Origin of the sequence: Chitinophaga sp. ARDCPP14 (genome assembly GCF_051362515.1) — a bacterium.
GTDB lineage: Bacteria > Bacteroidota > Bacteroidia > Chitinophagales > Chitinophagaceae > Chitinophaga.
Window position 1 is genome coordinate 220322 of record NZ_JBKIXB010000004.1, and the last position, 21109, is coordinate 241430.

Below are 21109 nucleotides of genomic sequence, written 5' to 3' on the forward strand. Positions count from 1 at the left end.
TAAACGGCGCCCCGTTGGCACTGTATTTCAAAGTTGGTATCATTCCCGGATAAATAGCGCCCGGCTGTTTTTTACACCCCGGTAATTTCTTTCAGGATGCGCAATTCTTTGGGGTAGTAATTGTTCATGCGGTTGGGTAAAATTTTCGCCCAGCCGAGGTTCATGTCCTCATATCTTACCAGTGCCCAGCCACGCACCCTTGTATTCACTCCCGGATCCTCCTTTCTCAGGTATTGTAATGCCTGGCGCAAATCCAGGGATACCACCGGCAGTTCATCGGATACCAATGTACTGGCTGCCAGCTGATGATCCGGAATTAATTCCTTCGCACTGGGATGCCCCGCTTTTACACCCGCCTTGCGAATATACAATTGTTGCCGCAACAATGGTATTTCTGTTGCCACCAAAGGTGGCAAAATAAATACTTCTTCCTGGTGCATGAAATACTGGTAGTTGTCGGGTATATCTATCCAGGGGGTAATCACTTCCTGCTGGCGGGCAGTTAATGCTGTTGATTTATGCTGCTTCGGTTTACGCGGAGTTTCGCTGCTGCGCTTACGGAAGGCAGCTATAAAAAACCCTTCTCCCTTCAGTTTGTCCGGGTAAAACCGGTAACCGGTACAATTTCGTTTGTGCGTTACCGTTGTAACAATACTCCATTCCGGGTTCAGGGTAACCGGGATATTTTCCAGTTCAAAATGATCCGCCAGCCAATCCAGGATCGCTTCATCTTCTTCTGCAGAAAAAGAACAGGTGGAATAAATGACAACGCCGCCTTCTTTTACACTTGGCAGCATATCTGCCATAATCCTTTGCTGCCGCTGGCTGCACAGCGTTACATTTTCCGGCGACCATTCCTCCACCAGTTCCGGATCGCGACGGAATAAACCGGAGCCGGAGCAAGGCGCATCCACTACTGCCAGGTCGAAATAACCAGGCAATCGTGAAAAGTCACGCGGATCATTATTACTCACCACTACATTCGCAGCGCCCCATTTTGTGAGATTGTCTGACAGCAGCGCAGCGCGTGGCTTAATTACCTCATTGGCTACCAACAGGCTATCCTGGCTGATCAGGGATTGCAGTAAAGTGGATTTTCCGCCCGGAGCAGCGCAAAGATCCAACACCTTCAGTGGTTGCGAAAGATCCACTGTTGCCCGCACCATTTGTTCCAGGAACATAGAAGATGCCTCCTGCACATAATAAGCGCCCGCATGAAAATAAGGATCAAAAGTAAAGGAAGGCCGCTCCGGTAAATAATATCCCTCCCTGCTCCAGGGGACCGGGGTGGCGCCGGTGACAGACAAGGATTGCAGTACGGCTGCCGCCCGTTCCGGCGTTTTTATTTTATTGGGATTCAATCGCAGTGAAGTAATCTTTTCGGCGGCGGCATGCACCTGCTCAAATGTTTCCCGGTTATAACCCGGAAGTCCCGCTAACGAATCTAATAGCGCTGCTGGTAATTGACTGGACAAAGGAAATTTTTTTCCGCAAATTTAGCAAAAATGCGGAGATATGAGCGTAGGTTGTCTTTCTCGCTGATTACGCTGATTTTACTGATTAACTGGATTTGATCACGTTGGATTTTAAAGGATTTGGGGAGATGGAAGCGGATTTTGTCTTTCTCAGGATTACGCTGATTTTACTGATTTAGGGATTTGATCACTTTAGATTTTAAAGGATTTGGGTAGATATAAGCGGACATATTCGCTTTTATCTACCCAAATCTTCTTAAATCCTTTATAAAATCCAAAAAGTAAAATCAAACAAATCAGTAAAATCAGCGTAATCCTGAGAAAGACAAAATTCGCGCGTTAGACCTCCTTGATAGCGGAAAGTAGCTCCTGCAACACCTTCTTGGCGTCGCCGAAAAGCATGGAGGTTTTGGGTTGGAAAAAGAGGTCGTTTTCGATACCCGCATAGCCAGGTTTCATACTGCGTTTATTGACTATTACCACTTTGGCGTTTTCAACTTCCAGGATAGGCATGCCGTAAATAGGGCTGGCGGGATCGCTTTTGGCTGCCGGGTTTACCACATCATTGGCGCCTAAGATCAATACTGCATCTGTTGTGGGGAATTCGGCGTTGGCATCTTCCATTTCCAACAACTTTTCATAGGGCACATCTGCTTCGGCCAGCAGCACATTCATATGCCCGGGCATACGGCCTGCTACCGGGTGGATCGCATATTTTACTTCCACACCTTTCTCTTCCAGCTGCTTCTCCAACTCGTGACAGGCATGCTGGGCCTGTGCCACCGCCAAACCATAACCCGGTACAATGATCACTTTATTGGCATATGCCAGTACTACGGCGGCATCATTCAAACTAATTTCTTTATAGTTGCCCTGCTCCTTTCCGGAGGCAGCAGCGCCGGTCGCACCACCGCCGAAAGAGCCTATCAGCACGTTTTTCAGGGAGCGGTTCATCGCCTTACACATGAGGATGGTGAGGATAGTTCCGGCTGAACCTACCAGGATACCACCGGTGAGCATTACTGGATTACTGTACAGGAATCCGCCGCAAGCTGCGGCTACGCCTGTAAATGAATTCAACAGGGAAATCACCACCGGCATATCCGCCCCGCCAATCGGCAGCACGAATAATACCCCATAGAACAACGCCAGCAGGAAAATAACATAAAATACAACGATGCCTGTTCCAGGCGACAAACCAAAGACACACACCAGCCAAACAGACAGCCCTACTATCAGCGCCAATATGCCCATGTTGAGGAAGTGCTGTCCATTGAAGGAAAAATCCTTCACCTTTCCGGTGAGCTTTCCCCAGGCAACAATGCTGCCTGCACAGGATACCGCGCCAATGATCAGGCTCAGCAAAATGATGATCACCATTCCTTTGGATGCAGACGACTCCAGTAACTGAAGTGCCAGATGATCGTCAGAAACAGGTGCATATAAATTCTTTATCAGCTTGATCAGGTGGTCAAATTCCACGATAGAAATAAGCGCCGCACATGCACCGCCCATCCCGTTGAACATGCTTACCATTTCTGGCATCGCCGTCATCTTCACTTTCTTTGCGGACAACACGCCTATTACACCACCGATGACCAGCCCGGTGAATATCCAGCCATAATTATGCAGGGGGGCATCATTTACCCGGTAGAGAAAGATAGTGCCGAGGATAGCCAGCGACATTCCTGCGGCAGCCACCAGATTGCCTTTTCGGGCAGTATCCGGTTTACTTAACATTTTCAGTCCGAGGATAAAAGTAACAGAGCCGATCAGGTAAATAATTGATAAAATGCTGGATCCCATAAGTATTATACTTTTAGCCGTTAGCTATTTCTTTTTGCCTTTGAACATTTCCAGCATACGGTCGGTGACTACAAAACCACCTACCACATTGATCGTACCCAGGATCACCGCCAGGAAGCCGATGATCAGCGCGGGATAATTATCCGCTTCGGCCTTCCCCATCACAATGATGGCCCCGATAATTACAACGCCGTGAATAGCGTTGGCGCCGCTCATTAATGGTGTATGCAATACAGACGGCACCCTCGAAATCACTTCTATTCCTAAAAAAACAGACAGGATAACGATGTAGATAAGATCGATATGCTGGTGAAGAAAAGTTAAAATATATTCCATATCAGACGGGTATTTTTACGATCTCGACTACTAAGCTGGCTGCATCAGGTTTTTCACACGGTCATTCACAATTTCACCGTTGTGCGTAATACAGGCGCCTTTCACAATATCATCTTCAAAGTTCAGGTGCAACGCTCCCTCTTTTGTTAATATCAGTTTCAGGAAATTGAATAGATTCTTTGCATATAGCTTGCTGGCATCCGCCGGCATAGTGGCAGGCAGGTTGGAATTCCCGATGATGGTAACTCCTTTGTACTGCACGGTTTCATTGTTCTTTGTAACGCCGGTGTTACCACCCGTAGCGGCGGCAAGATCTACGATCACAGAACCTGCACGCATGCGATCCAGCATTTCACTGCTTACCAGCACAGGTGCGGCTTTACCCGGAATCTGCGCAGTGGTGATCACAATATCTGCTTTCGCAATGCTCTCCGCAATACGTTGTTGTTGCTGCTGCTTATAGGTTTCGCTTTGTTCTACCGCATAGCCGCCGGCGGAGGAAGCATCTGCCGCTCCTTCCACTTCCACAAATTTGGCACCCAGGCTCATCACTTCTTCTTTTACCGCAGGCCTGGTGTCAAATACTTCCACTACAGCGCCTAAACGGCGGGCAGTGGCAATAGCCTGCAAACCAGCTACCCCGGCGCCTAATATCAATACTTTAGCGGGAGCAATACTGCCTGCTGCAGTCATGAACATGGGAAAGTAACGGGAATAGCTATACGCAGCCAGCAATACCGCCTTATAACCGGCTATATTGGCCTGGGAACTAAGCACATCCATTACCTGCGCACGGGTGGTGCGGGGGATGGTATCCAGGCTGAATGCGGTGATGTTACGGGAAGCCCAGTGCTCCACTTCGTTTACACGGTACAGCGGTTGCAGAATACCCGCGATAATTTTCCCGGAAGGGATCTGGTCTGTTATTTCTTTTGACGGAGGCTGCAGCGTAAAGATGATATCTGCCCCGGTGAGAATGTCCGCAGCTGTTTTTATTTCCGCACCCGCCTGCATATAGGCGTCGTCGTTATAAAAAGCATTGTCGCCGGCTCCCTGCTCCACCCACACGGTTACCGACATTTGCTGCAGTTGCTTTACTACTTCAGGGACAAGAGACACCCTGGTTTCGCCGTTTTTTTCTTTTAAAATTCCTGCAATCATCTGGTGGAAATTTATAATGGAATTTAAAGAAAAAACGGCAACAACGAACTATTTTTCTGTTTAATTTTTCTTCAGCGAAGCGGCCAAAGCAGCCGCATGTTGCAGTAAAGCCGGGATGGCTACGCCTTGCAGGTAGTTTCCTGCAATATGAATACCTGGATATTTTTTTTCAAAGTCTGTTACGGCATTCCGCAACTTAACATGACCAACATTCAACTGCGGGATAGCCTTATTCCAGGTGCTGAACCGCTGCATCACCGGCGGAGCCGACAGGTGCAGTAAAGTCTGTACTTCCGAAACCACCTGCTGTTGCAAGGCTTCCGGAGCCATCTGGTCAAACAGGCGCTCCTGCCTCGCTCCTCCCAGGAATACCGTAAACAGGATTTTTCCTGCAGGCGCCTTATCCGGGAAGATAGCAGAGTTGCAGATAGCACCGAGGAAATGCATATTTTCTGCATTCGGCACCAGGAAACCAAAGCCTTCCAGCGGCTGTGGCAGCGCAGCAGCGTCGAAGCCCAGGTGCAGCACGCCCATGCGGGGATAATGAATGTTGTTTAATAAGGCGGCGGTGGCCGCATCAAGTTGGGTGATGGTTTCTGCGGTGCTGTATGCGGGAGTGGTCAGTACAACTTTTGAAGCAGCATAACTTTCCGAAACACCGTTCTCCACAGCACTCACAATGTACCCGCCATTGGCAGCCGTGATGCCGGTTACGTTGCAATTAAAGCGTACAGGGGTAGTGAGCAACTGTTGTAAACGGTTTGTGAGCAGCTGGTTGCCGCCTTTAAAGCTGATAATTTTCCGGCCACCCATAGCGCCTTTATCTTTCATCAGTCCTTTCGTTACGCTGCCGTATTCCCGCTCCCACCGCGGGAGGGCAGGTAATACTTCCGCTACGCTCATCAGATCGGGATTACCGGCATAAATGCCTGATAATACCGGATCAAAAACATATTCAGCAATCTCTTTATTAAATCTTCTTGTTACAAAATCACTGACGGTTTCTTCTCCAGATACGGTTGCCGGTTTACGGAAGCGCTCTGTAAACAGCCGCCACTTGCTGCTCCGGCTGAGATACGGGGAAGCCATGATCTTAAAAGGGTGGGGAGAAACTGCATGCAGTTGTTTTCTTCTTACCAGGAAGCGGTTCTTGCTGGCGGCAGCAGCGGTCAGGATTTCCTTGTCCAGCCCCAGTTCTGTAAAGTATTGCAGCAATTCAGGAGAGGCTGCAATGGTATTGGCGCCTGCATCCAGCTCAAAACCATCTTCCCGTATAGATTTGATTACGCCCCCGCTATGATCGGAAACCTCCAGTACCTGGTAGGGCACCTGCAGTTTCTGCAATTCATATGCAATGCTCAGCCCGGACAGGCCGGCGCCGACAATCAATACGGGTTGATCGGACATATGTTAAATTTAAACGGCTTCGGTTGCGATTATCTGCGTGCAATATTTAACCACTGCTTTTACCCACAACGGGTGAATATTCAAACACGGAATCATGGTGAAGGATTCACCGCCGCTGTTCAGGAAAGAATGCTTCCCTTCTACTGCAATCTCCTCCAGCGTTTCCAGGCAATCTGATACAAAAGCAGGACACACGATCAACAGTCTTTTTTTGCCTTCAGCGGGCAATGTTTCCAGCAAACCTGCGGTGTAGGGCTTCAGCCACTCTTCACGGCCCAGCCTCGACTGGAAAGAGATGCCCCATTTTTCCCGCGGCAGTCCCAGCTTTTCCGCTACCAGCTCAGTAGTCACTGTAATCTGGTGACGGTAGCAGTAGTCATGTGCGGGCGATTTTACATGACAGCAGTCGTTTACCTTCATACAATGAGCGCCGGTAGGATCAGCTTTGCGCATATGCCTTTCCGGTAACCCATGATAACTGAATAATACGTAATCATAGTCCTGCTGAAGATATGGGCGCATGCTTTCTGTAAGTGCATGGATATAGTCCGGTTCATCATAAAACGGCGGCACTACCGATAGCTTGAATTTGTATTTTTTCTTTTTGTAGATTTCCTGTGCGTATTCCACTGCTGTTTCATAAGAAGACATGGCATAATGCGGATACAACGGCAACAGCACTACTTCTTTCAGGTCAGGATTTTGTTTGAGCAGGTTGTCGTAAGCTACCTGCGGATGCGGATTACCATAGCGCATAGCTATTTCCACCGGAATCTCCATGTCGTTCTGCACCGCCATCTGCAGCTGCTTTGTTAAAGCCACCAATGGTGATCCTTCTTCCCACCAGATAGATTCATAAGCCCGGGCAGATTGCTCCGCACGCTTAGGCACAATGATACCTTCAATTAAGATCTTGCGGAACAACCACGGATAGTCAATTACACGCTTGTCCATCAGGAACTCATTCAGATAACGCTTAACATCCGGCACGGCGGTAGAATCAGGCGATCCGAGGTTCATTAATACTATTCCAACATCAGATTTAGATACCATTTCTTTTAAATTGGTGCAAAAGTAAGCAAAAAGCCGAAAGCGAAAAGCATTATAGTCGCCACGCAGCCTGCACGATTAGTGTCATTCTTTTGTAAAGGCAAAACCTGATAAAAATCATTTTTTCGTCGTAATGATTACCAGTAGTAGAAATGACACACTAATGACAGCTAACCCCTTTTGTTTGGGACGTATGAAAGTACTTTTGCAACCGGAAGCTTATACAAAATCATGCAGGTCAGTCATTCAAAAGAAATAGCAAATTTTCATATCGTTGGCATCAACTATAAGAAAACAGACGCTGCTATCAGGGGATTATACGCCATCAATCCGGCTCAGTATCAACAACTCCTGGAGCATGCCAGGGTAGTGCAATTAGACGATCTTTTTGTGCTCTCTACATGCAACAGAACGGAAGTATACGGATTTGCAGCGAACCCGGGGCAGTTGTTGGATTTGCTTTGCAGGGAATCAAACGGCGACAGAAGCCAGTTGGAAGAATTAGCTTATACCAAATCGGGAGAAGAAGCTATCAGGCATTTGTACCAGGTAGGTACAGGCCTCGACTCCCAGATCCTCGGCGACTACGAAATCATAGGTCAGATACGTAACGCCACTAAATTTGCCAAAGCGCATCACAGCCTCGGCAGCTTCCTGGAAAGGCTTGTTAACAGCGTTTTACAGGTTTCCAAACTCATCAAAACTGAAACAGGACTCAGCAAAGGCACGGTATCAGTGGCTTTTGCCACCGTAAGGATGCTGGAACGCATTTGTCCTGATATAAAAGATAAAAAGATTGTATTGCTGGGTGTAGGCAAAATTGGCCGCAATACCTGCAAGAACATGATCGAATACCTCGGCGTAAAAGAAGTAACCCTTATTAACCGCACCCTGCAGGTGGCCGCCGAATTCGCCGGTCAGCACGGGCTGAAATACGCTCCTATCGAAGATATGGTCAGCGAAATGCAGCGGGCAGATGTGATCCTTGTTGCTTCCAATGCCCCGCATCCGACGGTATTGGCCAAACACCTTGGCAACACTTCTCCCAAACTCATCGTCGACTTATCCATTCCTTTCAATGTAGAAGCTGCAGTAGGTGAACTCCCGCATATCACCCTGGTGAATGTGGATGAACTCTCCAAAGTACAGGACGAAACCCTGCAAAACAGGCTGGGAGAAGTACCAAAGGCGATCTCCATCATCGATGAACATATGGAGGAATTCCTTTACTGGTATAAAATGCGCAAACACGCGGTAGTGTTGAAAGCCGTAAAAGATAAACTGCAGGAAATACATACCCGCGAAATACAGCAACAGAAAAACGGAGGACACTACAACATGGAGGATATCGAACTCGTATCTTCCCGTATCATACAAAAAATGATTAATCTCATGGCTGGTAAAGTACGCAAGGAAACAGACAAAAGTGACCAGTACATCGCCATGATCAACGATATTTTTGAGACCGGAGTTAACCAGGAATAAACAAATGGATAAAGTTATCAGGATAGGCACAAGAGAAAGTCAGCTGGCCTTGTGGCAGGCAAACCAGGTAAATGATCTGCTCACCGCACAAGGTTACCGTACAGAACTGGTACCTATCAAAAGCGAAGGAGATATAGACCTGGTAACACCCCTGTATGAAATAGGCGTACAGGGTATCTTCACTAAAAGCCTCGATCTGGCATTGCTCAATAACCGTATAGACATTGCCGTTCACTCCTTCAAAGACGTTCCCACACAACTGCCGAAACAAATTGTGCATGCCGCTATCCTGCAACGCGGACCGGTAAAAGATTTGCTGGTATACAAAAACGATACAAATTTCCTTTCACAACCCGGTTATATAGCGAACATCGCTACCAGCAGTGTACGCCGTAAAGCCCAGTGGCTGCGGAAATATCCACAACACCAGCTGCATAACCTGCGGGGTAATGTAAATACCCGCCTGAAGAAACTGGCGGAGGAAAACTGGGACGGCGCCATTTTCGCGGTAGCCGGACTGGAAAGAATTAACGTCCGTCCTGCCAATTCCATTGATCTCGACTGGATGTTACCGGCGCCTGCACAAGGTGCAGTGGTGACAGTTTGCAGGGAAGATGATCAGTTTTGCCTGGATGCCTGTGCAGCTTTTAACCACGCAGAAACCGCACTCACTACACATATTGAACGCGAATTTTTACGCACGCTGATGGGCGGATGCACCACCCCTATCAGCGCTTACGCATATATACAAAACAATCACATACATTTCAACGGCGAACTGTGTAGCCTCGATGGCGCCCGGTTCTTCTCTGTTTCACGCGAAGTGCCACTGGAACAAGCCAAACACCTCGGACAGGAAGCTGCGGAAGATATTATGGCCCAGGGCGGCGCTGAAATTGTAGCACAGATCAGAAATGCAAAATGATAAATACCGCATATTAAGCACCAGGCATTTAACAGACAGCTCTGTGGCTGTTGCTGGTGAAAGTGGTATTCACATAGATGTACAGGATTTTATACAGATAAAGCCGCTTAAAAATGAAATGCTGCTGGGCGAAGAGCGTTTGCTGCAGGTGTTCCGGCCGGAAACAGTACATGTGTTCACCAGTGCCAATGCAGCAAGAATACTGGATAAATACTATCTCCACCAGGATGATACGTTTTATGTGATCAGCGAGCCAAATATCTGCTGTATCTCCGGCAGCACGAGGAAAGCAGTGGAAAACGTGTTCACTGATTGCAACATCTTAGCGGAATCGCCCTATGGCAGCGAACTTGCCAGGATAATTATACAACTTGATATAACTTCCGTTAACTTCTTCTGCGGCAGTATCCGGAGAAACGAATTACCGGATACCTTACAGGAAGCCGGTATTGAAGTAAAAGAGTTCGTGATCTACGAGAATATTCCTGCGCCGGCCGTAATAGCGGACCATTACGACGGCATATTATTTTTCAGTCCCAGTGCGGTAAAAAGTTACCTGTCGGCCAACCGGCTAAACAGTAAAACCGTTTGCTTCGCTATCGGCAGAACAACTGCCACCGAACTGCGGGAACATACCGATAACAAAATTATTATCAGCACCGATATCAGCGAAGAAAGCATGGTGCAAACTGCTATATTTTATTTTAACAACATTAACTGCTACGAATGAGCGCATTGAAGAACGACTTATTGCTGAAGGCCCTTAAAGGCGAAACTGTTTCCCGCACACCGGTATGGATGATGCGTCAGGCTGGTCGCTATTTACCGGATTATATCAAACTGCGTGATAAATATACGTTCTTTGAACGCTGCGAAAACCCGGAGCTGGCAACGGAAATAACGGTGATGCCGGTAGACCAGGTAGGCGTTGATGCTGCTATTATCTTTTCCGATATCCTGGTAGTTCCCCAGGCAATGGGCATGGAAGTACAGCTGGTGGAAAAAGTAGGACCACTCCTGCCCGCTCCCATTAAAACCGCGCAGGACCTGCAGCGTTTATGCGTTCCCGATGTACAGGAAAGATTGCACTATGTATTTGATGCCCTGAAGCTAACTAAAAAAACACTGGATGGCAGGGTGCCGCTGATCGGCTTTGGTGGCGCTCCCTGGACCTTACTCTGCTACATGGTGCAAGGCAAAGGGTCCAAAACGTTTGATGAAGCAAAAGCATTCTGTTATCAGCAACCGGCTGTAGCACACCAGCTGTTGCAGATGATCACCGATACCACCATCGCTTACCTGAAAGCACAGGTGTCCGCAGGCGCCGATACCGTACAGGTATTTGACTCCTGGGGTGGATTACTCAGCCCGCAGGACTTCGAAGTATTCTCTTTACAATATATCCGCCAGATAGTAGCCGCGATGAAGGATGTTTGTCCGACTATCGTATTTGCAAAAGGCGCCTGGTTTGCCCTGGAAGATATGGCCGCTACCGGCGCGCATGGACTGGGCATCGACTGGTGTATTAAACCGGAACTGGCCCGCCAGTTTGCCGGCAGCAACATCACCCTGCAGGGAAATTTTGACCCGGCTAAATTGCTGGCGCCCATCCCTGAAATTGAAAAGGCCGTAAAGGAAATGCTGAAAGGCTTTGGCAGACAGCGTTACATTGCCAACCTGGGGCATGGTATCTTACCAAATGTTCCGGTTGATCATGCCAAAGCATTTGTGGAAACAGTTAAAGCACACGGATAATTAACCATGAGCATCAAAAATAACTTCATATCATTCATACATGGCCTGCAGGATAAAATCTGTGCCGCGCTGGAAAAAACAGACGGCAAAGCTACTTTCCTGGAAGACCGCTGGGAGCGTCCCGGCGGCGGCGGTGGCAAAACACGGGTGATTGCCAACGGGAATGTATTTGAAAAAGGCGGCGTAAATACTTCGGTCGTGCATGGCGAATTGCCGGAAGCAATGGCACAACAGTTCGGCGTTACCAACAGCCAGTTTATGGCATGTGGTATTTCGCTGGTGCTTCACCCGGTGAACCCTTTTGTACCCACCGTGCATGCGAACTTCCGCTATTTTGAATTGTATGACCAGGATGGAACACTGAAAGACAGCTGGTTTGGTGGTGGTGCGGATCTTACGCCCTATTACCTTGAGGAAGAAGACGGTATTCATTTCCACCGTACCTTTAAAGATGTCTGTGATCCTTTTGGAAAGGAATTGTATCCGGCATATAAAAAACACTGCGACGAATATTTTATCAATAAACACCGTAACAACGAAGCGCGTGGAATAGGCGGTATCTTTTATGATTACCTCCGTCCCAACGCGGAAAGAACCGCAGAAGAACTCCTGAATTTCTCAAAAGCAAATGGAAATGCCTTCCTCGAAGCATATCTTCCGCTGGTAGAGAAAACAAAAAACCTGCCTTATACCGATGCACATAAAAACTGGCAGGCGTATAGGCGCGGACGTTATGTAGAGTTTAATCTTGTTCATGACAGGGGAACTTTGTTTGGGTTGAAAACAAACGGCCGTACAGAATCCATCCTGATGAGCTTACCACCGGTAGCCCGCTGGGAGTACGACTTTCATCCTGCACCCGGCAGCCCGGAAGCGCAGCTGGAAGAATACCTGAAGCCCAGGGAATGGATAAAATAACAAGCAGGCAGACGACGATATAAAAACAATAAAATTTTTATAAAGATGATCAGAAGAAACAGAATATTAAGAGTATCTCCCGCTATTCGTGCAATGGTGGCGGAAACAATTTTAACACCCAGCGATTTTATAGCACCGTTATTTGTTACCGAAGGAGAAAATGTGAAGGACGCGATCAGCTCTATGCCAGGTTATTTCAGGTACTCCCTGGACCTTACTATTAAAGAAGCCAGGGAACTCTGGAGCCTGGGTATTAAAAGTGTACTGCTGTTTGTAAAGGCGCCCGACAGCGTAAAAGATAATAAAGGCACCGAAGCAGTAAACCCCAACGGGTTGATGCAGCGCGCCATCCGTGGCATTAAAAACGCCATCCCCGAAATGGTGGTGATGACTGACGTTGCCCTGGATCCCTATTCTTCCTACGGCCACGATGGTATTGTGGAAGGAACAGAAATTGTAAATGATCCTACTGTAGAAGTACTGGCACGCATGAGCCTGAGCCATGCACAGGCAGGCGCCGACTTTGTAGCGCCCAGCGATATGATGGACGGCCGCATCCTGGCTATCCGCAACATCCTCGAAGAAAATGGCTTCGATAAAACAGGCATCATGGCTTACAGCGCTAAATACGCTTCCTGCTTTTACGGTCCTTTCCGTGATGCACTCGACTCTGCTCCTGGCTTCGGCGATAAGAAAACCTACCAGATGGATTATGCTAATTCCCGCGAAGCAATCCGGGAAACACTGATGGATATTGAAGAAGGCGCCGACATAGTAATGGTAAAACCTGCTATGGCTTACCTCGACATTATGCGCATTATTAAAGATCGTGTAACCGTACCAGTTAGTGCTTATCATGTAAGCGGCGAATACGCCATGATCAAAGCAGCTGCAGAAAGAGGCTGGCTGGATGAAAACAAGGCCATCATGGAATCTATGACCAGTATGAAACGCGCAGGCGCGGATCTGATCGCTACCTACTTTGCAAAGGATGCGGTAAAACTGCTGAATGCATAATTCCCTATCTTGCGTAAAATAATAAACCACGAAACAGATGTACAGTAAAAGTGAAATGTTATTCGGGAAAGCAAAGCAGGTAATTCCCGGCGGTGTTAACTCTCCCGTACGTGCATTTAAAAGTGTAGGCGGCACGCCCGTATTTATGGAACGCGCCAAGGGCGCCTATATGTACGATGTAGATGGCAACCGTTATATCGACTACATCAATTCCTGGGGCCCAATGATCCTTGGCCACGCATATGAGCCGGTAGTAAAGGCTATACAGGAATATGCCACCTACTCCACATCTTTCGGCGCGCCTACAGAACTGGAAACAAAGATCGCAGAACTGATTACAGGCATGGTGCCTAATATCGATATGATACGCATGGTAAACTCCGGTACGGAAGCCTGCATGACAGCCATCAGGCTGGCAAGGGGTTATACCGGCCGTAATAAGTTTATCAAGTTTGAAGGTTGCTACCACGGTCACGCAGATGCGTTCCTGGTAAGCGCCGGCAGTGGCGTAGCCACCCTGGGCATTCAATCCGTGCCAGGCGTTACCACTGCAGTAGCAGAAGACACGCTTACTGCCCCGTATAATAATTTACCTGCAGTAGAACAACTGATTGCCGATAACATCAACCAGATTGCCGCTGTTATCATTGAACCGGTAGCCGGCAACATGGGCTGTATCCTTCCGCAGCCGGGCTTCCTGGAAGGGCTCCGCCAGCTTTGCGATGCCAACAATATCCTGCTCATCTTTGATGAAGTAATGACAGGCTTCCGTTTGGCCCGTGGCGGTGCACAGGAATTACTGGGCATCAGGGCCGACCTCGTAACTTTTGGTAAGATCATTGGCGCCGGTATGCCGGTAGGTGCAGTGGCCGGTCCGAAAGAAATCATGGAACATCTTGCCCCCGCCGGAAAAGTATACCAGGCAGGCACATTAAGCGGTAATCCGATTGCAATGATTGCCGGTTATACTTTATTGCAAACGCTGAACGATAATCCTGTTATTTACCAGCAACTGGAAGATAAAGCCAGCTACCTGGTGAATGGATTAAAAGAAGCATTTGGCGCTGCCGGCATTGTGCATAGCATCAACCAGATGGGATCAATGCTGAGTGCACATTTCACGGAGTATCCAATTGTGGATTTCACCGCCGCCTCTGCCGCCAACAACGAATTATTCAAACGTTTCTTCCATGCCATGCTGGAGCGTGGTATATATTTGCCGCCTTCCGCTTTCGAAAGCTGGTTTATGAGTAATGCACTCACTACCGAAGACCTGGATGAAACTATTGCTGCCGCTAAATCTGCCATGCAGGCAATAAAATAGTTAACAATTCAATCCTGTGCAGAGTGGAAAGGGCTGTCTCTATAAAACGAGACGGCCCTTTATTTTTAAAACAACCTTACCATCTATCAAAAAATAATCCCTTTACAATAAACTAATCTTCAAATAAACTAAAAACTATTAATTTTGCGGTTTAATGAATGATCGTACGTACATATTAAAACGTTGGACCCTCGTCTGCTTCCTGCTGTGCTTACAGCTGGCAACAGCCGTCCTGCCTTCGTTTGCGGCACATCGTCATTATTTCCTGTTGCCTGATCTTCACAAACAACAGGTAGAGCAGGACCGGTTATTAAGTCTTGTTAATAAAATCCCGGTACACCTCGAAGCGGATGATGATAGTGCTGAAATATGGCACGTCACCAAGCATCGCCGTAAAACACGGTGGTACCTTTCTGCTGCGGCTCCACAGGTAAGTACTGCCACCCGCATTGTATATCTTGATGCAGACAATACTGCATACAGTCTTATTCCTGAAAATAAAACCGGTGAGTATGGCAGCCAGAAATCCTTCCGGCCCGCCTACTATTCCTTTCTCTTCCGGTTCACGCCCTTTTGAATAGCAACACAGTTTCTATTGTAATCATTTTTAATTTTTCTTAGGGAGATGCCTGTCTTTTCTGCTACCATAGCGGATGGCCTCCTGATGTGTTGTATTCACCTATTCCGGTTATGCCGGGATCAATATCTTATTGCTATGCGTCAATATACAGGGATTTTAACATCGCTGATCGCTCTTTTCATGGCTGGTTGCGCCACCAAAGGAGAAAGCACCAACAAAGAGGATCTGAAAGTTTTGCCGGTTACCACACTGGTAACAAAAGATACAGTACTGCACCGTTCTTATGTAACAGATATTCAGGCAGTACAAAATGTGGAAATACGCGCTCGTGTCAACGGCTTTCTTGATAAAATATTTATTGACGAAGGACAGGAAGTAAAAAAAGGACAACTGCTTTTCGGGATCAATGACGCGGAATACCGGGCTGAACTGGCCAAAGCAAAGGCCGTTCTCAGCAGCGTGGTTGCAGAAAGCAAGGCCGCCGCACTGGAACTGGACCGCGTAAAATTACTGGTGGAGAAAAAAGTAGTAGCGCCCTCCGAACTGGAAGTGGCCAGTGCAAAGCTCGCCGCAGCCCAGGCAAAAATAGAAGAAGCCCGCTCTGCCGCCGCCAATGCGGAAATGCGGCTGTCTTATACCAGCATCCGCGCACCTTTTGATGGTATCATCGACCGTATCCCTTTAAAGAAAGGAAGCCTCATCAGTGAAGGCTCCCTGCTTACTACGGTATCGGATACACGCGAAATTTATGCTTACTTCAACGTATCGGAAACAGAATACCTCCAGTATAATAAAGCGCTGGCCAAAGGCGACAACAGCTACCGCCAGGTGGCGCTGGTACTGGCTGATGGCACCGATTATCACCATACCGGTAAAATAGAAACCATAGAAGGTGAATTTGAAGAAAACACCGGCTCCATTGCCTTCCGCGCCCGGTTCCCCAATCCTTCCAAGCTGCTGAAACATGGCGCCAGCGGTAAAGTTCGTCTTACCACTGAAATAGACAGCGCCGTGATCATCCCGCAAAAAGCAGTATTCGAAATGCAGGACAAAAACTATGTGTTCGTGGTAGATGGCAGTAACAAAGTGAAAATGAGAAACTTTACTCCACAGGCCCGCTTTGCACATTTTTATATTGTTCAGTCCGGACTTCAGCCCGGAGAACGTATTGTGTGCGAAGGTGTGCGCAACATCCGCGATGGTATCCGGATTTCACCACGCGGCGTTGCCATGGATAGTTTACTCAGTTTATAATCACACAGCTTTTGAGCTGAAATCACGGAACAATGTTTGAAACTTTTATAAAAAGACCAGTGCTATCACTGGTCATATCGCTTATTATCACACTGGTAGGCCTGCTTGCGCTATTCACCTTGCCGATCACCCAGTTCCCCGATATTGTACCGCCTTCGGTAACGGTAACGGCTAAATATACCGGCGCCAACGCCGAAGTATCCGCCAAAGCAGTGTCTACACCGCTGGAAAGAGCCATCAACGGGGTACCGGGTATGACGTATATGTCGTCTGTATCCAGTAACGACGGGATCACCGTGATACAGGTATTCTTCCAAGTAGGTACCGATCCCGACCAGGCCGCTGTTAACGTGCAAAACCGCGTGGCCACTATTATTGATGAACTACCGGAAGAAGTAATCAAGGCCGGCGTCACCACGGAAAAAGAAGTGAACAGCATGCTGTTGTACCTCAACGTAATGAGCGAGGACACTACCCTGGATGAACAGTTTATCTACAACTTTGCCGACATCAACGTACTACAGGAATTAAAACGTATCGACGGTGTAGGCCGTGCGGAAATCATGGGCGCCAAGGAATACGCCATGCGCGTATGGCTGAAACCCGATCGCATGCTGGCTTACAACGTATCTGCGGATGAAGTGATCCAGGCGATCCGCAAACAGAATATTGAAGCAGCGCCCGGTAAAACCGGCGAAAGCTCCGATAAAAACGCGATGATGCTGCAATATGTATTACGCTATACCGGTAAATTTTTTGAGCCGGAGCAGTACCAGCAAATTGTGCTGCGGGCAGGCCAGGATGGTTCCGTGCTGCATCTCAAAGATGTAGCCGATGTGGAATTTGGCTCGCTTACCTACAGCATGGTTTCCAAAACAGATGGCAAGCCTTCTGCTTCCATCATGCTCAAACAGCGCCCCGGCTCCAATGCGCGCGAAGTAATTAACAATGTGAAGGCAAAAATGGAAGAAATGAAGAATTCCTCCTTTCCTCCGGGCATGACCTTCAACTTCAACTACGATGTATCCCGCTTCCTCGACGCCTCTATCCACGAAGTGGTGAGAACTTTATTTGAAGCATTCCTGCTGGTATTTATCGTGGTATTTATTTTCCTGCAGGACTTCCGCTCCACCCTCATCCCGGCGCTTGCAGTACCGGTAGCGCTGATTGGTACGCTGGCGTTTATGCAGATGATGGGCTTCTCCATTAACCTGCTCACGCTGTTTGCATTGGTGCTGGCTATCGGTATCGTGGTAGACAATGCCATTGTGGTGGTGGAAGCCGTTCACGTGAAAATGAGCGAGGAACATCTGCCTCCGATGGAAGCCACGCTGGCCGCTATGAAAGAGATCAGCGGAGCGCTGGTGGCGATTACCCTCGTTATGTCCGCTGTGTTTATACCGGTAGCATTTTTGTCTGGTCCGGTGGGCGTATTCTACCGGCAGTTCTCCCTCACACTGGCCATTTCCATTGTGATTTCAGGTATCAACGCAGTAACGTTAACGCCTGCACTCTGTGCCCTCATGCTCAGAGATACGCATGGCAAACCCCGCAAAAAGAGCCTGCTGCAGCGCTTCTTTAACGGTTTCAACAAAGGCTATAATGCTACCGAAAATAAATATGCGAAGCTTATCAGCTTCATCGCCGGCAGGAGATTGATCACGCTGGCCTGCCTGGTGTTTTTCTTCACCGCTACCTGGGGTATTAGCGCCATCCTGCCTTCCGGGTTTATTCCTACGGAAGACCAGGGCATGATCTATGTAAACGTGACCACTCCCCCGGGCGCAACCGTGGAACGTACCGAAGCCATACTGGACCAGGTGCAGGCCATTGCCGCTGAACTGGGAGAAGTGGAATCTGTATCCACACTTGCGGGATACAGCCTGGTAAACGAAGTAGCCGGCGCCTCTTATGGTATGGGCATGGTGAACCTGAAACCCTGGGACGACCGCAAAGCATCTGTTCAGGATATCATTGAAATATTACAAAAGAAAACAGCCGGTATTGCAGATGCCAGCATAGAATTTTTCCCTCCGCCTACCGTTCCGGGATTCGGTAACTCCAGCGGGTTTGAACTGCGGCTGCTCGATCGCAGCGGCACCGGCGATCTCCGGCAAACGGCGCAGGTCACCAACCAGTTCATCGACGCGCTGAAAAAACGCCCGGAAATAGGCAGCGCCTTCACCAGTTTTGATGCGGAATTCCCTCAGTACCTGATCCACGTAGACCAGGCGATGGCAGCGAAAAAAGGCGTGAGTATTGAAAATGCCATGAGCAACCTTCAAACACTAATGGGCAGTTTCTATGCATCCAACTTCATCCGCTTCGGGCAAATGTATAAGGTAATGGTGCAGGCGGATCCTTCCTACCGCACCAAACCCGATGACCTGCTGCGCCTCTATGTAAAAAATGACCGCGGCGAAATGGTATCTTACTCCGACTTCGTAAAACTGGAACGTGTATACGGACCGGAACAACTGACACGCTATAACATGTACACTGCCGCTATGATCAATGGCGACGCCAAACCAGGATTCAGCAGCAGCCAGGCCATTGCCGCCGTACAGGAAGTAGCCGCCAAAGAGCTGCCCAGGGGGTATAGCTACGAATGGAGTGGTATGACGAGAGAGCAGATCCTTTCCGGTAACCAGGCCTTCTACATTTTCATCATCGTGCTGGTGTTTGTATACCTCTTGCTCGCCGCCCAATACGAAAGTTTCCTGCTGCCGCTGCCGGTATTGCTGTCATTACCGGCCGGTATTTTCGGTGCGTTCCTTTCCCTGAAGTTACTGGGCCTGGAAAACAATATCTACGCACAGGTAGCATTGGTAATGCTGATAGGGTTACTTGGTAAAAACGCCATCCTCATCGTGGAATTTGCGATCCTGAAAAACAAACACGGGGCTACCATCCTGGCCGCGGCTAAAGAAGGCGCCGTATCCAGGCTGCGTCCCATTCTCATGACGTCTTTCGCTTTCATTGCCGGGTTAATACCCTTGTGTATTGCCTCCGGTGCAGGCGCTATGGGTAACCGTTCCATTGGTACCGCCGCAGCCGGTGGCATGCTCATCGGAACCATTTTCGGTGTACTGATCATACCCGGATTATATGTGCTGTTTGCTTCCATGATCAGGAAAAAAACCGTTGAACTAAAAGATTACACCAATGAATAAACGAATATATCAATACACCTTATATGCGGCGATGGCCACTGCAACAGTGGCCTGCAGCACACAAAAAGAACTGGCGCTGCCGGAACGTATAAGCGTTCCCGTTGTATCAGGCAATAACAGTGATACCATTTCGCTGCACAATTTTGCACAGGTGTTCAATGATCCGAACTTGCGAAGCCTTATTGATACCGCATTGCGTAACAACTACGACCTGCTCTCCGCCGCACAGCGTGTAGCTACGGCACAGGCCAACCTGATGATGGCTAAAAATGCCTGGCTGCCATCGCTGAACCTTGCCTTGTCGGCCGGTGTGGATAAGTATGCGGATTATACGCTCAATGGCGTTGGTAATTTCGATACCAACCTGTCGCCCAATATCAGTAAAGACCAACGCATTCCCAGTCCCACACCTGAATATTTTGCCGGCCTGAGAAGCAGCTGGGAAATAGATCTCTGGGGGAAACTGAAAAGTCAGCGCCAGGCCACTTATGCACGCTTTCTCAGCAGTGAACAGGGACGCCGCCTGCTCACCACGCAAATAGTGGCAGGCGTTACCGGGCTGTATTACGAGCTCACTGCGATGGACAACGAGCTGGCTATTATACAACGCAATATCAAATTGCAGGAAACGGCGGTAGCTACCGTGCATATTCAAAAAGCCGGCGGACGCGCCACCGAGCTGGCAGTGCAACAATTCACCGCCCAGTTGCTGAGTACACAGGCATTGGAATATGGCGTAAAACAGGAAATCGCTTCCCTGGAAAACCAGCTCAACGCCCTGCTGGGGAGGCTGCCACAGCCAATTGTACGCAGCACGGTAAAAGACGCGCAGGCGTTGCCGGAAGCGATTAAAAAAGGGATATCCGCCAGCCTGTTATTGCAACGCCCGGATATACAGCGTGCAGAGCTGGAGCTGGCTGCTACAAAAGCAGATGTAAAAGCTGCGCGTGCTGCCTTCTTACCCGGACTTACCATCACACCGTATGCGGGCTTTAACGCTTTCAAAGCAGGACTGTTGTTCCAGTCACCCGCGTCTATCGCATGGGGCGCTGTAGGCAATTTAACCGCCCCCATCTTCAATAAAAAACAGATACAGGCACAATACAATATCAGTACCGCCAATGCCTGGACGGCATTCTACGAATACCAGCAGGCAATTGTAAATGGCTACCAGGAAGTAGCTTCCGCCTTAAATAAAGTGGAAAACCAGCAGGAAGCCTATGCGCTGAAAAGCAAGGAAGTACTGGTATTGCAGGAGGCTGTGTCTACCGCTAACATTCTTTTTACCACCGGATACGCCAATTACCTGGAAGTGATTACTGCACAGAAGAGTGTACTGGAAGCGGAGCTGGCGCTGGTTACTACGCGCCGGAATGTGTACCAGGGAATGGTATCGTTGTATCGTGCGCTCGGAGGCAACTAATTCTTTCTTTTAAACACAGC

Annotated in this window: 17 protein-coding genes; 11 read left to right on the plus strand and 6 right to left on the minus strand. The window is 48.5% G+C overall.

What is annotated here, in order from left to right; all coding sequences use genetic code 11:
- Nucleotides 1-71 precede the first annotated feature (71 nt).
- The 6 genes from ACLHR0_RS13310 to hemH form a co-directional block, all read right to left on the minus strand.
- The gene (locus ACLHR0_RS13310; protein WP_436487203.1) at nucleotides 72-1475 is read right to left on the minus strand and encodes a methyltransferase RsmF C-terminal domain-like protein; all 1404 of its coding nucleotides are present in this window, start codon (nucleotides 1473-1475) and stop codon (nucleotides 72-74) included.
- A 339-nt stretch (nucleotides 1476-1814) separates the two neighbouring features.
- Entirely contained in the window at nucleotides 1815-3281 is a 1467-nt protein-coding gene (locus ACLHR0_RS13315) for an NAD(P)(+) transhydrogenase (Re/Si-specific) subunit beta (protein WP_436487205.1), read from the minus strand.
- Between the two features lie 24 nt (nucleotides 3282-3305).
- Nucleotides 3306-3617, minus strand: a complete 312-nt coding sequence (locus ACLHR0_RS13320) for an NAD(P) transhydrogenase subunit alpha (RefSeq protein WP_079470407.1) — start codon at nucleotides 3615-3617, stop codon at nucleotides 3306-3308.
- A 30-nt stretch (nucleotides 3618-3647) separates the two neighbouring features.
- Nucleotides 3648-4778 (minus strand): Re/Si-specific NAD(P)(+) transhydrogenase subunit alpha, encoded by a 1131-nt coding sequence (locus tag ACLHR0_RS13325; RefSeq protein WP_436487207.1) that lies wholly within the window; start codon nucleotides 4776-4778, stop codon nucleotides 3648-3650.
- A gap of 60 nt (nucleotides 4779-4838) precedes the next feature.
- Entirely contained in the window at nucleotides 4839-6185 is a 1347-nt protein-coding gene (gene hemG / locus ACLHR0_RS13330; RefSeq protein ID WP_436487209.1) for a protoporphyrinogen oxidase, read from the minus strand.
- 9 nt (nucleotides 6186-6194) lie between these two features.
- Nucleotides 6195-7238: a ferrochelatase gene (hemH, locus tag ACLHR0_RS13335; RefSeq protein ID WP_429050822.1), complete on the minus strand. Its 1044-nt coding sequence runs from the start codon at nucleotides 7236-7238 to the stop codon at nucleotides 6195-6197.
- 228 nt (nucleotides 7239-7466) lie between these two features.
- On the opposite strand from hemH, the gene hemA reads away from it, so the two are divergent.
- The 11 genes from hemA (at nucleotide 7467) to ACLHR0_RS13390 (ending at nucleotide 21089) form a co-directional block, all read left to right on the plus strand.
- Nucleotides 7467-8720 carry a glutamyl-tRNA reductase gene (gene hemA / locus ACLHR0_RS13340; protein WP_436487211.1) on the plus strand — a complete coding sequence of 418 codons (1254 nt, stop codon included), beginning with the start codon at nucleotides 7467-7469 and terminating at the stop codon, nucleotides 8718-8720.
- Between the two features lie 4 nt (nucleotides 8721-8724).
- Nucleotides 8725-9645, plus strand: coding sequence for a hydroxymethylbilane synthase (gene hemC / locus ACLHR0_RS13345; RefSeq protein WP_370912430.1), 921 nt, complete (start codon nucleotides 8725-8727; stop codon nucleotides 9643-9645).
- A complete protein-coding gene (locus ACLHR0_RS13350; RefSeq protein ID WP_436487213.1) occupies nucleotides 9635-10375 on the plus strand; it encodes a uroporphyrinogen-III synthase in 741 nt (246 codons plus the stop codon). Before hemC ends, ACLHR0_RS13350 begins: the two co-directional genes overlap by 11 nt.
- Complete coding sequence (gene hemE, locus ACLHR0_RS13355) at nucleotides 10372-11400, plus strand: uroporphyrinogen decarboxylase (protein ID WP_436487215.1); 1029 nt, start codon at nucleotides 10372-10374, stop codon at nucleotides 11398-11400. The genes ACLHR0_RS13350 and hemE overlap by 4 nt, the downstream gene beginning before the upstream one ends.
- Nucleotides 11401-11406: 6 nt before the next feature.
- Complete coding sequence (gene hemF / locus ACLHR0_RS13360; RefSeq protein WP_436487217.1) at nucleotides 11407-12318, plus strand: oxygen-dependent coproporphyrinogen oxidase; 912 nt, start codon at nucleotides 11407-11409, stop codon at nucleotides 12316-12318.
- 45 nt (nucleotides 12319-12363) lie between these two features.
- Nucleotides 12364-13335 (plus strand): porphobilinogen synthase, encoded by a 972-nt coding sequence (gene hemB, locus ACLHR0_RS13365; RefSeq protein ID WP_370912427.1) that lies wholly within the window; start codon nucleotides 12364-12366, stop codon nucleotides 13333-13335.
- A gap of 37 nt (nucleotides 13336-13372) precedes the next feature.
- The gene (hemL, locus tag ACLHR0_RS13370) at nucleotides 13373-14659 is read left to right on the plus strand and encodes a glutamate-1-semialdehyde 2,1-aminomutase (protein WP_370912426.1); all 1287 of its coding nucleotides are present in this window, start codon (nucleotides 13373-13375) and stop codon (nucleotides 14657-14659) included.
- Between the two features lie 154 nt (nucleotides 14660-14813).
- The gene (locus ACLHR0_RS13375) at nucleotides 14814-15236 is read left to right on the plus strand and encodes a hypothetical protein (RefSeq protein WP_429063071.1); all 423 of its coding nucleotides are present in this window, start codon (nucleotides 14814-14816) and stop codon (nucleotides 15234-15236) included.
- Between the two features lie 138 nt (nucleotides 15237-15374).
- Nucleotides 15375-16493: an efflux RND transporter periplasmic adaptor subunit gene (locus ACLHR0_RS13380; RefSeq protein WP_436487221.1), complete on the plus strand. Its 1119-nt coding sequence runs from the start codon at nucleotides 15375-15377 to the stop codon at nucleotides 16491-16493.
- A gap of 32 nt (nucleotides 16494-16525) precedes the next feature.
- Nucleotides 16526-19666, plus strand: coding sequence for an efflux RND transporter permease subunit (locus ACLHR0_RS13385; protein WP_436487223.1), 3141 nt, complete (start codon nucleotides 16526-16528; stop codon nucleotides 19664-19666).
- The gene (locus ACLHR0_RS13390; protein ID WP_436487225.1) at nucleotides 19659-21089 is read left to right on the plus strand and encodes a TolC family protein; all 1431 of its coding nucleotides are present in this window, start codon (nucleotides 19659-19661) and stop codon (nucleotides 21087-21089) included. The genes ACLHR0_RS13385 and ACLHR0_RS13390 overlap by 8 nt, the downstream gene beginning before the upstream one ends.
- Nucleotides 21090-21109 lie beyond the last annotated feature (20 nt).